At 45.7% G+C, this 14,945-nt stretch carries 13 protein-coding genes; 2 read left to right on the top strand and 11 right to left on the bottom strand.

The features are described 5' to 3' along the window. Nucleotides 1-29 precede the first annotated feature (29 nt). Together R3D00_00190 and R3D00_00185 are read left to right on the top strand one after the other, a co-directional pair. Nucleotides 30-1,385, top strand: coding sequence for a hypothetical protein (locus R3D00_00190; GenBank protein MEZ4771563.1), 1,356 nt, complete (start codon nucleotides 30-32; stop codon nucleotides 1,383-1,385). Further along, the gene (locus tag R3D00_00185; protein ID MEZ4771562.1) at nucleotides 1,375-2,880 is read left to right on the top strand and encodes a tetratricopeptide repeat protein; all 1,506 of its coding nucleotides are present in this window, start codon (nucleotides 1,375-1,377) and stop codon (nucleotides 2,878-2,880) included. The genes R3D00_00190 and R3D00_00185 overlap by 11 nt, the downstream gene beginning before the upstream one ends. Nucleotides 2,881-2,886: 6 nt before the next feature. Here R3D00_00185 and R3D00_00180 read toward each other — a convergent pair whose 3' ends face one another. The 11 genes from R3D00_00180 to R3D00_00130 all read right to left on the bottom strand — a co-directional run bounded on the left by R3D00_00180 (nucleotide 2,887) and on the right by R3D00_00130 (nucleotide 14,860). Further along, nucleotides 2,887-3,363: an acyl-CoA thioesterase gene (locus R3D00_00180; GenBank protein ID MEZ4771561.1), complete on the bottom strand. Its 477-nt coding sequence runs from the start codon at nucleotides 3,361-3,363 to the stop codon at nucleotides 2,887-2,889. A gap of 45 nt (nucleotides 3,364-3,408) precedes the next feature. Further along, a complete protein-coding gene (locus R3D00_00175; GenBank protein ID MEZ4771560.1) occupies nucleotides 3,409-4,635 on the bottom strand; it encodes a sigma-70 family RNA polymerase sigma factor in 1,227 nt (408 codons plus the stop codon). Between the two features lie 56 nt (nucleotides 4,636-4,691). Beyond that, nucleotides 4,692-5,042, bottom strand: a complete 351-nt coding sequence (locus R3D00_00170) for a YciI family protein (protein ID MEZ4771559.1) — start codon at nucleotides 5,040-5,042, stop codon at nucleotides 4,692-4,694. 205 nt (nucleotides 5,043-5,247) lie between these two features. Further along, a complete protein-coding gene (locus R3D00_00165) occupies nucleotides 5,248-6,210 on the bottom strand; it encodes a hypothetical protein (protein MEZ4771558.1) in 963 nt (320 codons plus the stop codon). Nucleotides 6,211-6,264: 54 nt separating this feature from the next. After that, nucleotides 6,265-6,399: a hypothetical protein gene (locus tag R3D00_00160; GenBank protein MEZ4771557.1), complete on the bottom strand. Its 135-nt coding sequence runs from the start codon at nucleotides 6,397-6,399 to the stop codon at nucleotides 6,265-6,267. A gap of 1 nt (nucleotide 6,400) precedes the next feature. After that, entirely contained in the window at nucleotides 6,401-7,939 is a 1,539-nt protein-coding gene (locus R3D00_00155; GenBank protein ID MEZ4771556.1) for a sodium:solute symporter family protein, read from the bottom strand. Between the two features lie 177 nt (nucleotides 7,940-8,116). Beyond that, nucleotides 8,117-9,001 (bottom strand): Rpn family recombination-promoting nuclease/putative transposase, encoded by an 885-nt coding sequence (locus tag R3D00_00150; GenBank protein ID MEZ4771555.1) that lies wholly within the window; start codon nucleotides 8,999-9,001, stop codon nucleotides 8,117-8,119. Nucleotides 9,002-9,238: 237 nt separating this feature from the next. Then, a complete protein-coding gene (locus tag R3D00_00145) occupies nucleotides 9,239-10,663 on the bottom strand; it encodes a T9SS type A sorting domain-containing protein (GenBank protein ID MEZ4771554.1) in 1,425 nt (474 codons plus the stop codon). Beyond that, a complete protein-coding gene (locus tag R3D00_00140) occupies nucleotides 10,644-12,104 on the bottom strand; it encodes a hypothetical protein (GenBank protein MEZ4771553.1) in 1,461 nt (486 codons plus the stop codon). The genes R3D00_00145 and R3D00_00140 overlap by 20 nt, the downstream gene beginning before the upstream one ends. Before the next feature lie 79 nt (nucleotides 12,105-12,183). Then, nucleotides 12,184-12,933, bottom strand: coding sequence for a LytTR family DNA-binding domain-containing protein (locus R3D00_00135; protein ID MEZ4771552.1), 750 nt, complete (start codon nucleotides 12,931-12,933; stop codon nucleotides 12,184-12,186). Further along, nucleotides 12,926-14,860, bottom strand: coding sequence for a tetratricopeptide repeat protein (locus R3D00_00130; GenBank protein MEZ4771551.1), 1,935 nt, complete (start codon nucleotides 14,858-14,860; stop codon nucleotides 12,926-12,928). Before R3D00_00130 ends, R3D00_00135 begins: the two co-directional genes overlap by 8 nt. Nucleotides 14,861-14,945: the final 85 nt, after the last annotated feature.

Below are 14,945 nucleotides of genomic sequence, written 5' to 3'. Positions count from 1 at the left end.
TTATCTTTGAGTAAACGCAAGATTTCTATATGCAATCATCTAAAGCATTTACCCTTGATGAAATTGATCAGGCAGTAAAATTTAATGAACCGGTTTACCCTGATCACCCGTTTTATACAGATTTTAGTCATGTACGTGGCGATTTCAGGGAAAAGGTTGTGTATAGGATTCTGAATGTAAAAACAAGTGATGGTGGTTTTTCTTTTGATGCAGATCTGAATAGTGGTGAGAAGAAACTCTTTTTCCTTGGTGGGATGAAAGGATCAGGGAAAACATCCGAACTGACTAAGTATGCAAGGAATCTTCACAGACCGGAATGTTATTTTGTGGTTACCTGCAACATTGAGGAAGCCCTTGACATGAATGATGTCGAGTATATGGATGTGCTCATTTTTCAACTTGAGCGTCTTACTTATGAGCTTGATCAGGCTTATGTACCAGTAGATAAGGGAATTATCAAAAGGATGCAGGCATGGTTTCAGCAACGTGAGACTGAAATCCGTGCGGCCCTTAAAGGAGAGTTGGGGTTTGAACTAGGAGTAAATGTAGAATCACCTCCCTTGCTAAAAACAATTCTGAATATTTTTGGGCAAATTAAGGTGGGGTTGCAAGGTAGTAAAGAGCGCGCAACAACCATTCGAAGTAGCCTTAAAAACAGATTTCCCGACTTTGCCAATCTCTTCAACCAATATATCGAAGAGGCAAATCTTTCTTTGAGACAAGCTGGGAAAGGTCAGGAAATTTTATATATCATTGATGGATTGGAAAAGACAATGAGTGCTGAAATGCGTCGTAAGCTGGTTATTGATGAATCCAACCGGTTACGGCAAATCAAAGCCTATACCATTTTTACCCTACCCATTGAACTGATGAAAGAAAGACAGAAAATCAATCAGTTTAGTACTGTAGAGTCATTTCCGTATGTAAAAATTATTGAACGTCAGGGAAATGATGTAGAAATGGCTTTTCTTGTATTTGAAGAGTTTATCAGCAAGCGAATTGATTTAAGTTTGTTTGAGAGCAAAGAACTGGTGCGAAAATTTATTCGCTTTGGCGGAGGATCCCCCAGAGAGCTGCTTCGGATTCTTGAGGCTGCAGCTTTTTTTGCAGACGAAAGTAAAGGTATTTTGGATGAAACCTGTTTTCAGGAAGCTTTAAAACGTCTGGCAAACCAAACCGCCCAGTATCTTACACAGGAAAAACTGGACAGATTAAAGGAAATACATGAGGATAACCTGGCAGGGCGATCCAGTCCTTTTGATGATCTCGTCGGAGAAATGCTGGAAGATATTATACTAATGGAGTATAACGATGGTTCATACAAGCGCGTAAACCCTGTTGTCGAACTATCTGATCTATACCAACAAAGAGTACTTGGAAAATAAACTGGAAACGGAACTGAGCCTTATCGAAAGGGCATTGCGTGCGGAGCAATTTCGCCTTATAATCGTGCAGTATAACCATCATAGTGCTATCGATGAGTTGAGGTTACGATTGAAAACAGTTTTTCCGACCCGCAATCTCTACGAACTAGACGCATTAAAAGACGGTTCAGCAGGGATATTGCAGTTTCTTCAGGAGCCTCCATCTGGATTTTTAGTGATTCAACATATAGTGGAATTGTTGAATGATATCAGCTTTACCCGAAGTTTCAACCAGCGCCGGGATGGATTATCAAAATACCAGTTTGGATTGATTCTTCTTTTACCTATAGGCGGAGATTACCTGCATCGGTTGGCACGTACAATGCCCGATCTTTGGTCGCTGCGTAATCTGGTGGCAGAGTTAGATGTTGAACCACAGGAAATATCAGATATAACATTTATAACGGATAATGGGAAGCGGTATGCCGGTTTTGCGAGTCTGGAAGAGGCTCGGTATGAACTGGACGTATTGCAAAAACGTATTAACGACATTGATACCTTGCCCGGAAGCCGAAACCTGCTTGCAACACTTCATAACCGGATTGGCAAAATACATCTACAACTTAGTGAGTACAAATTGGCGGAAAAAGCCTTCCAGTTAGCGTTGGAGATTGCGAGAGAAACACAAAGCTCACAGGCAGAGGCAGTTGCATTAGCCGAATTAGGGGATGTGCATTATTATCAGGGAGAATTAGAAAGGGCTCGGGAATATCTGGAAAAAAGCCTGAGCATTAGCCGCGAGATTGGGGATAAATCGGGGGAGGGAGAATCTCTTAATACAATTAGCCAAATCTATGCTGCGCGTGGGGACTATAAAACTGCACTCTGGTATCTGGAAGAAAGTCTGAAGATAAGTCGGGAAATCGGAGACAAGATAATTGAAGGCACAATTCTAAATAATATTGGTCAAGTATATAAAGACCTTGGTGACTATAGGTTGGCACAAAAGTATTTATTAGAAAGCCTTTCTATCGTTCGTAAAATAGGATACCATTTAGGAGAAGCACGGACTCTGAATAATATTGGAGGTATTTATATGATAAAAGGAGATGAATTTACTTCTGTAACCTTAAAGTATCTTGAAGAAAGCCTGTCAATACAAAGGAAAATAGGTGATAAGTCAGGAGAAGGTACAACTTTAAATAACCTCGGTCAGATATACAGGGCAAAAGGAGACTCGGATTCTGCATCTAAGTATTTGGAGCAAAGTCTATCGCTAAGACGTGAAATAGGCGATATAAATGGAACGGCAGTAACCTTAAGTAATTTGGGCGGAATTATTTTAGAAAACCAAAAAAGCCCCGAAAAAGCACTTCCATTTTTTCTTGAAGCTCAGTCTATCTTCCGAAAAATCGGTTCCCCTAATATGAAATCTCCCGAAAACTACCTCCACCAAATCCGTACCCAAATCGGCGAAGCCCGCTTTCAGGAGATTGTAAATCAGCAGAACCTATAACCCCCCCTACTCCTCCAAAAATGGTCTCATCTCATTCTCAATATGCTCGCGCAGGGCTTTGAGCTTGCGGGCGTATTCTTCCAGCTTTTTTTCTTTTTCGGTGCGGGGCTGCCATTTTTTCGTGGGGATAGGATCGCCGTTTTCATCGACGGAAACAAAGACAATGACACAGTGGGTTTTCTTTTGAAACTGAGTCTGAGAAAAATTCCTGGAAAAAACATCCACCGCTATATGGATACTGGAATTGCCGGTATAGATGACCGTGGACTCTATCCTGATCACTTCGCCAATGTTGATGGGTTTATAAAACCTGATTCCCCCTACATACACGGTTACGCAATAACTTTCCGACCAGTTTCTCGCACAGGTGTAGGCGGTCTGGTCGATCCATTTCATCACTACACCGCCGTGTACTTTTCCGCCAAAATTTACATCTGCTGGTTCGCTGATAAACTGAAAGGTGATTTTGTGATCGCTGGTCATGGTTTGGGATGAGTTTGGGTAAAAGTAACACGAGGTGAGGCGCTTTCAAAAATTGCCCAGTTTTTTTCTGATGGTTTGCTTGTCTGCCTGCGTGCGGGCCATGGATAAGGCAATCTGGAAATTTTGCCTCGATTTTTTTTCGTCTATATTTTTGTAGAGTTCGCCGAGCAGGGTATAGTAGTAGTGGTTTTCCGTCAGTTGTAATTTTTCGGCTTCGCAAATGGCTTCTGTGTTGCCATTGGCTTTGGAAAGTGCGTAGGTCCGGTTGAGCGCAGCGATGGGCGAATATTCCATCTGTAGCAGGCGGTTGTATAGTTGCAGAATATGTTCCCACTTCTCTTTTGTGTCAGCTTTTTGTGTATGCCACCAGGCAATCCCCGCCTCCAGATGATATTTGGAAAGGGTATTTCCCTGCGATGCCTGCTGAAGATGAAATGCGCCTTTGGCTATCAATTCCTGATTCCACAGGCTTTCATCCTGGTCTTGGTACAGGATGATTTCTCCGTTTTGGTTTTTCCTCGCAGGAAACCTCGAGCTGTGAAAACACATCAATGCGAGTAAGGCATTGACTGAGGGCAGATTGGTTTTTTCATTTTCGATCAGCAGGTAAGTCAGTCGCATAGCTTCCAGACAAAGGTCTTCCCGCAGCACCACATCCTGGCTTTCCGAATAATATCCCTCATTGTACAGCAAATACAGGGTCGCCATTACTGTTTCCAGTCTTTGGTTGATCTCATTTTCGGCGGGAAACGCTATCTGTACTTTTTCCTGCCGCAACTTTTCTTTCGCCCGGTACAGGCGTTTGTTAATGGTGTCTTTGCCTGTCAAAAATGCATTGGCGATTTCTTCAATCCCAAATCCGCAAAGAATCCGCAGTGAAAGGCCGATTTGTGCTTCTGCGGACAACGACGGGTGGCAAATGGCAAACAACATCTGCAACTGGCTGTCGCTAATGTTCTGGTCTGAGAGGTCAATCTCTGTTGGCAAATGTTCGGAAACAGAAGACTTGAAATGATTTACTACTTTTTCGGAGAAAATCTGGCTGCGGTGGAGATGATTGCGGGCTTTATTTTTTGCTACGGTATAGAGCCACGCCTTTGGGTTTTCGGGCATACCTTTGTAGGGCCAGATTTCCATGGCGGATAAAAATGTTTCGCTGGTGATGTCCTCTGCCGCTTCGAGATGTTCAATCCCCATATGCCGGCAAAGCACTGCGGTGATTTTCCGGAACTCGGTTCGGAATAAATGCGGTATGAGATCGGGTGAGTTCATAAGTGGAGAAGGCCCCCGCTGTTATGCAGGGGCAATAAACGCTATTGCCGCCCGCACTAATTTTTGGCGATTTTCCTCACTTCGATGCTATTGCCTTCGCCCTGCAAAACGGGAGATCCTTTGGCAAATTCAACGGCTTCCTCTGCTGATTCTGCTTTTACAATGATAAATCCGCCGATGGTTTCTTTGATGTCTCCGAAGGGGCCGTTGGTCACTACTTTGTCGGTGCTGGTTGCCGTCACGACGCGGGCATCTTCAAAGGGCAGTCCGGTGCCGGATACATATTTGTTTTGTGCAGCAATGCCGCCAATCCAGTCCATCGTTTGTTTCATCCACATCTGCATTTGCTCGGGAGAGGCGAGTTTGCCGCCGTCTTCGTGTCTGAAAATCAGAATAAATTCGTCCATTTTGTAATGTTTTAGATATTAACTACACCCTGAAGACAAACGAATTTGGCGATTTTGGACTGAATCAGAAATATTTTTCTGTATATCGGAGATATGTTTTTTGTAATTAAACGCAGCGTTCCGCAAAGTACCACGCAGCTGCAAGGGCAGACAGGCAGTTTTGCAGAGGAGGTTTTATCGCAATGATGTATTTCAAATGGAATGTTTATATAGCTTCCGCTCGCTTTTTCTGGATTCTGAGGATGTTGTTCTGAATGTCTTTCATAATCCATTTTCCCCACCACCCTGCATAAAAATTGAAGGTTGTATTCATTTTAAACTGGCTGTACAAATGGAGTCTGTATTTTCCGTTTTCCAGTTTTTCCAGTTCATAGGTTCCACTCAACACGTCAAAATAATCACCGCCGATGAGTACATGCTCGTCGAGCGTAGTGGATGGAATTTCGAAGGGATTGGCTTTAATCGAAAACACCATTTTTTCATTGTCGATGTATTCGGTTACGGTTTCGTGGAAAACAAGCCCATTGGTGAAAACCGCTTCCCGGTATGCGCCTTCACCTTCAAAGTTGAGTTCAGCTCGTACAGGTCTGGGAAATCCCAGGAAATGGTTCAGATATCCGCTGTCATCCTGATCGGAAATTTCTTTTACCCGGGTCACATTGTCCCAGATTTTTTCGGCGGGCGCTTCGATATCAATTGATGTGTATGCCTTGTAGGTGCCGGGGATAGCGCCGATAAAACTTTCGATAGGGGAAACCAGCAGGGGGAAAAGCAACATCAGGGAAAGATTCAGATTGCTGTTGGGTTTACGGAATTTGAGATAACCGCCGAGAAGACCGCCAAGAGAAGCCGCAACCAGAAAAACAGGTAAAATCATCAGCCAGCAGGCCCAGCCTTCGAGAGCAAATCCCAGGGTAATGATCAAAAAGAGGAAAATAGGAATCCACGGCACAAAAATCCTGTAGGCGATATTTTTGGCCTTTTCTTCAGGAGACAGATATACTGCCAATGCACCAATGATCGTCGGCAGGCAGAGCAGAAAGGAAACTGACATTACGGAAAAGAGCTCATTCCACGTCTTGACCCCGTAAAAAAGCCGCAAACCCACTGCGTAAATTGTCGGAATAGCAAGAGCAATCAGGATGGTTCGGGTCGTTCGATTATTCATAGGTGGCCTGCTTATTTGTTTCGTTGAATGTACGAATGAAAATTTTCAAAATAGTCACCGTTCACGTAACTTTCTGAATAACCGGAAAATATCCCGAAACCCCAGTGGAATAATAGCAAAAACCGTAATTGCAAAACTGACAAAACCAGTTACACATACAATCGTCCAGAAGGTTATCCAGTATTCCATATCAGCTATTTTTTGCAGAGTTATCGGGAAACCACAGGGAGAATACCACCATTAATACCATGCACAAAACATAATTGCCGAGCCCCAGCACGCCTATCGTCAGCCATGGCGCGATGTGCTGGAGGGTTTCAGGGAATATCCCCACCAACGACACCAATCCGCCCAATAACGCGGCTAAGGCGCCTGCTCTGGAGGCTTTTTTCCAGTACAGTCCCCCGATCATAGTTGCCGTGGCGCCGGTAAGGTAGATATTTCCGGTAATGGCCATATAGGTCCATACGCTATCCGGCAATTTGTACCACAAACCCCAGACCATAAGAAATACACCGATGGCGATTACGGCAATACGGGCAATGCGAATTTCCTGTTGGTCGGTAGTGGCTTTTTTTCTGAATGGGGAAATGATGTCACGAGAAATAACTGAGGCCCAACTCAGGAAATACGAGTCATGGGTGGACATAAATGCCGCCAGCAATCCTGCTACCATGATGCCCAGCAACCCTGTAGGCAACAATTTCCCAAGGAATATTGGCATGGCTTCGGCGGTATGGGCGGCAGTTGCTGCAATTCCCGCGGGGAAAAAGTAGCTGCGAAATTCTTCATGCCCGACAAACCATGTAAAAGCGCCAAAAGCAAACATAGCAGGAATGGCCAGACGGATAAATTGCCCGGGTGAGGCAAGAAGGTGTGTTTGTCTTGCTACTTTGGGATTTTCTGCTGTCAGGGCGCGGGAAGCACTTGGTCCCCAGGTAAACCCGACAGTCATATATACGACCAGCATCCATATAATATAACTCCAGCCGTAACTGTCTGTGTGAACGGGATTAAAACCCGCAACCCCTTTGTTTTCAACAATGGTTTTGACCAGATTTCCCCAATCCAGGCCATCGCTTGTCAGCATCCAACCTAACCCCAGCAGTAAGCTGATACTCAGGATTACAAACTGCAGGTAATCGGTTACAATTACGGCAACCATTCCACCAAAAACAGTGTACACTACCACCAGGACAATGAGGCCGGTCATCACGATATTTACCAGCGTTTCGGCATCAGGAGTAGTTGCCAGGCCTGTGGCGTAAGTTATGAATGTGGCTCCCATTTTGGGAAACAGGCCCATATTTAGAATTCCTGCCAGTGCCATCATAATTGCAGAAATGACACGGATATTTCTGCCGAATCGCTGTTCGTAATACTCCGGGATCGTCACAAGCTTCATTTCCCGCAACCGGCTGATTACAAACCCTGTTTTTCCCAGAAATAATCCGGCGATCAGGGCAAGCAGAGGAACCATGAGGTAGGAAAACCCACGGGTAAATGCCTCGATCGAAGCGTACATGATGGTTACCAGCCCCAATTCTGTTCCGATATAACTGGCAGTATTTAAGGCAAGCCCCGTAGATGCACCCCCGATCATATAGTCTTTCACATTGCTGATGTAGGTATTGACCAAAACACCGGCAATCCCCACGATGACCAGGTATACGGCCACAATGATCCAGTCGAGGAGTGAAAACTGAGTCTGGAAAAGCGCTGGATTCATCGCAGTGAGTTAATGGGCTCAGAAGGTAACAAGATTGAACGAAGAGGGTCTATTGTCTGAATTGCCAGGTTACTTTGCTTGTGGTGTGGGGGAGGTAAAAATGATAATGAATAAGAAAATCTCCCCTGTGGTTTAAAAAATCCGAGGTAATACAGGTTGGCAAATTTCGTTTATTTTTTAAAGTTTTTCAATTTCTTCACGGGAAAGCCCTGTTGACTTCATGATTATTTCAATGGGAACCTGATTCTTCTTTAACTCTATCGCTACTGAAATTTTCCCTTTCTCCATTCCTTTTTCAATTCCTTTCTCCATTCCTTTTTCCATTCCCTCCAAAAGACCTTCTGCCCGAGAGGTATCAACGACATTCTTCAAATCTCGATAGTATTTTAAGCTCTCCTCATAGGCATCCTTCTCTTCAGGGGTAAACCGGGCTATCTCTGCTGCTTCAAATAATTTCCCAAATACTTTTTCCTGTAAGGCCTGGGGGCGATTATTCAAATTCGCTAAATGCCGAAATACATACAGCCATTTATCAAAATGAGAAGATAACTCTGATTCATTTTTGGTGAATTTTGGCAACTCTATATAAATAAACTTCAACTTGTCATAAAACACTTCACATCGCTGGTTTTTTAATTCTACAATATGAAGTAGTTCAGCTTCTTTTTTATGATCATCAAAAATAAAATCCAATATCCCGACTGTATATACCGGATCCAGGCGATAATCCCAATCTCCTTTCTTTGCCTGTTCCTGAATCGGAAAGGATGAATAATAAAGGCTCCGATCCTTAAAAAAGTTCTGCTTGGCCTTTTGAATTTCTACAATAAAACGCTCCCCGGATTCTCCTATACAATATAGGTCAAAAATAGCTTTCCGATCCAGATCAAGGGATCCTAACTGCTCTGTGTTGGAATAACTTAGGTCTTTAATCTGATGCCGCGATGGTAAAATCTGATTTAGAAAATCAATTAACAAACTCTTGTTCGGTTCTGTACCAAACAATTTCTTGAATCCAAAATCGGTCAGCGGATTAACATATCGCTCTCTTATCACGCCCATTCTCAATGTTTTATGATCAAATAATCATCGATTTTACTCTGTAAAGATAATCATTTCTCAAATCCCGGAGTAGTTATTTTACTATAGATTGCCCGGTATAGTTGTACATAAACGCCTTAGCTTCCTGGCTCATTTGTTAAATACAACCAACGGCAGGTGTGGGTACATTTGCAAAAAACGGCATCTGCTAAAGGCAGACACCGTTAAAAAACTAATCGAGTCCTGTGTACTAAATAATTAATGATGTATCTGTATCCTCCGGCTGGTCAGGCCATTGCGGGTTTCGAGCACAATTTGATACAGGCCTTCCGACAGGCCGGCGAGTGACCATTCCTGTACAAATTGTGTCTCTCCCGAAAATCGTGTATTTCTGATTTTTCTTCCTCCTGAATCGATAAGCGAAAGACTTAGCGCTTCGTTGCCACGGGTAATTGTACCTGCAATGTTTATTACTTCATTTGCAGGGTTGGGCCATATGCTCAGCTGGTCTGCATACTGCGCTTCTGTTGTAAGCAGTACGGTCTGGCTAAAGCTAAACTGCCCGTCAAGGTCCACCTGCCGGATGCGGTACTGGTAGGTGACCGGCTCCGGGTTTTGGGGAATTTGTGCATCGACAAAGTCGTAGCTGAGGATTCCGCTGCTAAATCCTGCGGCAGCTGTTTCTCCCACTACCTGCCAGATGGCTCCTGTCTGGTCTTCTTTTCGCATAATCTGAAAGTAATCGGTTGCCTGCTCATGGGCGGTCTGCCATTCCAGCAGGGCTACGCGCTGTTCGCTTTGCTGCGACCACCTTGCTGTAAAACCGAGCCATGTGAGCGGGAAACTCGAAAGTGGCGCAGTGGTCCAAAGGGAAAATGTATTGATCCCGCTTACTTCTACCCAGTTGCTGGTAGTGTTGTGTGTAGCAATGCCTCCGACTGCCCAGTTTAGCCCATTATTGGTGCTGTGGAATAACTGAAATCCACTTTCCGGAACGCCGTTGAGCTCCGCGTCAAAGTAGTCAAAGCGCAAAGTGGCGTTCAGTCCGCTGTTGTTGGTCGGGTTGATTTCAAATGAGCGCAAGATGCTGTTGCCGCCTCCGAGGTTGTAGGGGTCGTGACGACGGATCAGGGTGGTGACGCCCCAGTTGGCGCTTGAGCTAAGGGCCAGTCCTATGTTACCCGGATTGAGTTGATTGGGCGAATTAATCGTGGAAGTAACATGTATAGCGCCACCACCTGTTTGATCCAGAACCCTGTGTATTTCGGTTTCATCAATGAGAAATCCGGTAGTACCAAGGTCGAGTAAATAACCGTTAAGATCAAGGTTTCCCTGGAAAAAGTTAAGTTTGCCGGTGATATTCAGCGGCGTTTCGAGCTGCAGGTTATGGGTATTTTTCTTGAGGTCAATCTGATACAGGGTAATGCCTGTGGTGGAAGCGAATGCGCAATCTGCGGGCAGAGCATCTCCCACTACCCTGACGGTACTCTGATCAGGAATAAATGTGCCTTCCTGCTCCCAGCGTGTATCTTCCAGCACCAGTTTTACCTGCCCGTCAGCGCGGATAAATGATCCATTTTCTGCTTTCAGGTGCGCCTGGCTTTGAAGTGAAGAACAAGCGAGCAGGGCCATACATATACCTATAATTTGCCGGTGCATATCTTTAATTTTTTTGATAGACATAATAGGTATGGGTTACTGGGACACTGAGCTTTCCTCCGTCCTGTTGTTGTATATTACCCGTACCTTGTCCGCCCCAGACAAACATGGCGGCTCCGGTCCATACTGCTGTATGATAGCGGCGGGCTGTAGGGCCGTTGGTAGTGGAAATGGTTGTCCAACTGTCGGTCGCAGGATTGTAAATGCCACCTGTATTGGCTATGCTACCTGATATCGTACCGCCAAATACGACAAATTCGCTACCCGTCCACACAGCGGTATGCTGCTGCCGGGTTGAAGGTGCATTGACCAGCGACATGGAAGTCCAGGTCATGGTGACCGGGTCAAAAAGTCCTGCGTCGGTTGCCCCAATTCCTCCCCATATGATCATTTTACTTCCGGTCCATATGGCCGGACATTCATATCGTGCGCCGGGTGCGCCTGTGGAAGGGATGGCTGTCCATGTATCGGTGTCGGGGTTATACATTCCGCCGTTGTTGTAGAATGTAAAAAAACCTCCTTGTCCTCCCCATACGATCATGTGGGTGCCTGTCCAGACCGCTGTATGATAAGTGCGTCCGGCAGGTGCATTTGTCATAGAAGTAGTTGTCCATGTATCGGTTGCCGGGTCATATACACCGCCGGTATTGAGATTGCCAAAATTGGGCGATCCTCCCCATACAATCATTTTACTGCCCGTCCAAATAGCTGTATGACGGTAACGTGCTACGGGTGCGTTGACGGTGCTCATTGCCACCCATGTATCAGTTGCCGGGTCGTATATGCCTCCGGTGTTGGTGGTGCCTGCGTCGTAGCCACCCCAAACGATCATTTTGCTGCCTGTCCACACGGCGGTGGTACTTTCGCGTGGTGTGGGCGCATTGGTTGTGGAGATTGTGGTCCAGGTATCTGTAGTGGGATTGTAACGGCCTCCATCGCCAAAGACGATAGCGTCCTGACCTCCCCAAACGATGAGTTCGGTTCCGGTCCAGACAGAAACATGGTTGTAACGTGCTGCAGGGGCGTTGGTGGTGGTTGGAGAAGGTACTGACCAGGCAAGTGAAGACTGACCGTTGGACAAAACCATTGGCCAGATAAAACTGTAACCGGCATTGCTCATGAGCAAATCATTGCGGTCATTGCGTAGTGTAAGCGAACCCGACGGTACAGGTGCGAGCTGTGTCCATGCACCTTGAGTATAGGTCCACTGCGAATGCGTATCTGTGTCGTAAACATTAAGTCCCTCGGCAGGTGAAGTAATCGCCCGCCGCTGCGAACTGCTCATTCTGGGAATGAGTAATCCGCGGGATGTTGACTGTACGTCCAGCATTGCCGAAGCATCGGGCAAGGCACCGTTGTCGTTGATGGCGACTCCCTGGGCAAATGTGCCGGAGGTGAAAAAAATAAACAAAGCAAGGCTGACCCACAGGCTTACGCCCATGCGATAAATTGAAAACTGACTCATGTTTGCTATCAGAAGTTAAGGGTTAATGCATAGGTTAAGGTTGATTATCAGAAAGTTGTGTGTGTTGGGGAAAAGTCCGTCAGCCGAGAAATTTTTTCAGGAAACCCGCTTTCTTTCGCCGGGAAACCGGCAGTTCGTCGTGGTTGTGCATGGTCACAGTCCCGCCTTCTCCTTTGGCATATTCGCGGATGTGCCGAAGGTTGACAACATAAGACTGATGTATCCGGTAAAATCCAAAATCAGTGAGTAATTGTTCATAGTCTTTCAGGGTTTTACTTACGAGTGTCTGTTCGCCTTTTTCGAGAATAAAACGGGTGTAATTGTCTTCGCCTTTCAGGTAAATAATTTCGTGCAGCGGCAACACCTGGAAGCCATTCATATGCTGTACAATCAGTTTTTTTACCTGGCCGTTGTCTTCATAACTTTCGATCAGTACTTTGAGGCGTTCCTGTCTCGCCTGTTGTTTGAGTATTTGTTGTTCTTCAAATCGCTGCAATACACGTTGCAATTCACTGATCCGAAGGGGTTTTAGCAGATAGCCAAAAGCCGCAAACTGGAATGCCGTCAGGGCATAATTGTCATAGGCCGTTACAAAAATCACTTCCACATTTTCATCTCCCAGGCGGGTAAGCAGCTCGAAACCTGTCCCGCTTTTGAGCTGTATGTCGAGAAATACAAGGTCAGGCTGCCAGATGCGGATAGCTTCCATTCCTGTATCGATATCGTCTCCTTCTCCGACCACTTCTATGTGGGGGAAATCGCTTGACAGCAGGTTTCTCAGAACAGTCCGCGCCTGTGATTCGTCGTCTATGATTACACTTCTAATCATCGGAAAGAGGAATTTCTAGTAAAACACGGGTTCCTTTCACCAGATCGTGGGCATCCACAATTTCTTCAATACGGATACTGCCCTTTTTGCCCAGGCGCTCGCGTATGATAGATATACCTCTGGAAGTATTATGTTTTTCATGATTGTGCCGGGCTGCGGACTGAAGACCGATTCCGTCGTCGCTGATCTCTACGCGCAACAAATCGTCGCTGTCGTGGGGCATCGAACAACGGATCCGGATCAGTCCGGGACTGGATTTGGGTGCAATCCCATGCCAGATGGCGTTTTCGACAAAAGGCTGTAAAATTAATGGTGGTATATAAATCATCGATTCGTCCAAATCTTCGAGCAGATCAATGGTGTAGTGAAATTTATCCCTGAGCCTCGCCTGTTCCAACTGCAGGTAGAGGTGCAGGGTTTCCAGTTCTTCTGCCAGTGAAATAGAACTTTTCCGCGAATGTTCGAGTACCCGGCGCATCAGTTGGCCAAAAGCGCCGAGGTATTCATTTCCCTGAGCAAATTCCCGTTCGGAGAAATATGCCTGAATCGAGTTGAGCGCATTAAAAATAAAATGAGGATTCATCTGAGCGCGGAGCACCTGGTATTCGAGTTCGATTTTCCGTTTTTCCAATTCCAGTCGCCGCCTTCTTATGCTCATGATGATCAATCCTGCCATTCCCAGTACCACAGCAAGCCCGGCAATCAGCCACGCGATGAGACGAGCGTTTTGGTTTTGCTGTTGTTCCATTTTGAGTCGGGTATCGGCAAGGTCTCTTTCAACTTTTTCTGTTTCGTACTGTTGTTTGACTTCCTGTAGCGAGCGTTGCACATTCTCGCTAAACATACTATCCTGAATGTCAATGTACTTGATAAAAGCCTGAACGGCTTCTTTGCTCCTTCCTGTTTTGTCATAAGCAATGCCCAGGCTGTAATAACTTTCCTGAAGAAAAGCATCATTTCCTCTGGCGATATTCTGTTTGAGCGCGTGTTCGATATAGGGAATGGCCTCGTGGTATCGCCCCATTTGAGATAGTACCAATCCGATATTGTGATAGCTGTTGTCCACGGTTTGCGCTACGGGCATTTCTTTATCCATATTAAAGCTTGCCATATAGTAGTCGTAGGCCTTCTGATAATCTTTCAGTCCCTCATATACATTTCCCAGGTTGTTGAGCACATTGGAAGTCAGCTCTGTATTGCCGAGTGAGTCTGCGAGCACTTTGGCCTGAAGCAGTTGTTTTAATGCGAGCGAATCATTCTCTTCCCGGTAGTTCATATAACCCAATTGGGTAAGCAGGTGTGCCCGCAGGAAAATATTATTGTGTTTGAAAGTAAAAGCCATGAGCGAGTCTGCAGTCTCAAAAGCGCTTTCGAAAGAATGGCAGGCAATCAGGGTAGAGAAATAGTTATACCACAGGATTCCCTCTTTTTGTATTGCGCCGGTAATTCGTGCCATAGCCATGCCTTCCAGATACATTTTACTGGCCTGTTCGCATTTGGCCTGTCGCCTGTACATGAGGCCGGCGTTGTTGAAAACTGCTACCAATCCGGTAGTGTCTTTTACTTCCCTGAAGAGGGATATCGCCTCCAGAAAATAACATTCCGAATCGTCGAGGATGTCTGCATTATGTGCAGCCATGCCCAGTGCTTTCATCGCTTGCCCCTGCTGACTTTTATCGTTGAGGTCGACTGCTATTGCCCATGCCTGCCAGGCATACGAACCGGCAATGACAACATCATAATCGACATACTCCCAAGCCATGTCATTGAGCAACTGCATCCGCTCTGCCGGAGCAGAAACAGAGTCAAGGCGCAAAGCAAGGCTGTCAGCGAGCGGCGTAGGATGCTGTGCAACCAGTTGAGGCAGCAGGCAGGTCACAGGACAAAGCAGGAGCAAGTAAATCCGTATAAAGCACCTGTAATTCATATACCTTGTAAATATAACCTCCGGCTATCATCCTTTCCAATACCAATGAGAAAGCGGCAGGAGAAGATGAGGAAGTGGCGGGATT

It is taken from the genome of Bacteroidia bacterium (assembly GCA_041391665.1).
Classification (GTDB): Bacteria; Bacteroidota; Bacteroidia; order J057; family J057; genus JAGQVA01.
Note: the sequence above shows the minus strand (reverse complement) of the source record. Positions and strands in the feature narration are given on the sequence as shown.

What these genes read in the sequence shown, in the direction of transcription:
- R3D00_00190 (MEZ4771563.1), top strand. Translation starts at nt 30, where the DNA reads ATGCAATCATCTAAAGCATTTACCCTTGATGAAATTGATCAGGCAGTA.
- R3D00_00180 (MEZ4771561.1), bottom strand. Translation starts at nt 3,363, where the DNA reads ATGACCAGCGATCACAAAATCACCTTTCAGTTTATCAGCGAACCAGCA.
- R3D00_00175 (MEZ4771560.1), bottom strand. Translation starts at nt 4,635, where the DNA reads ATGAACTCACCCGATCTCATACCGCATTTATTCCGAACCGAGTTCCGG.
- R3D00_00170 (MEZ4771559.1), bottom strand. Translation starts at nt 5,042, where the DNA reads ATGGACGAATTTATTCTGATTTTCAGACACGAAGACGGCGGCAAACTC.
- R3D00_00165 (MEZ4771558.1), bottom strand. Translation starts at nt 6,210, where the DNA reads ATGAATAATCGAACGACCCGAACCATCCTGATTGCTCTTGCTATTCCG.
- R3D00_00160 (MEZ4771557.1), bottom strand. Translation starts at nt 6,399, where the DNA reads ATGGAATACTGGATAACCTTCTGGACGATTGTATGTGTAACTGGTTTT.
- R3D00_00155 (MEZ4771556.1), bottom strand. Translation starts at nt 7,939, where the DNA reads ATGAATCCAGCGCTTTTCCAGACTCAGTTTTCACTCCTCGACTGGATC.
- R3D00_00150 (MEZ4771555.1), bottom strand. Translation starts at nt 9,001, where the DNA reads ATGGGCGTGATAAGAGAGCGATATGTTAATCCGCTGACCGATTTTGGA.
- R3D00_00145 (MEZ4771554.1), bottom strand. Translation starts at nt 10,663, where the DNA reads ATGTCTATCAAAAAAATTAAAGATATGCACCGGCAAATTATAGGTATA.
- R3D00_00140 (MEZ4771553.1), bottom strand. Translation starts at nt 12,104, where the DNA reads ATGAGTCAGTTTTCAATTTATCGCATGGGCGTAAGCCTGTGGGTCAGC.
- R3D00_00135 (MEZ4771552.1), bottom strand. Translation starts at nt 12,933, where the DNA reads ATGATTAGAAGTGTAATCATAGACGACGAATCACAGGCGCGGACTGTT.
- R3D00_00130 (MEZ4771551.1), bottom strand. Translation starts at nt 14,860, where the DNA reads ATGAATTACAGGTGCTTTATACGGATTTACTTGCTCCTGCTTTGTCCT.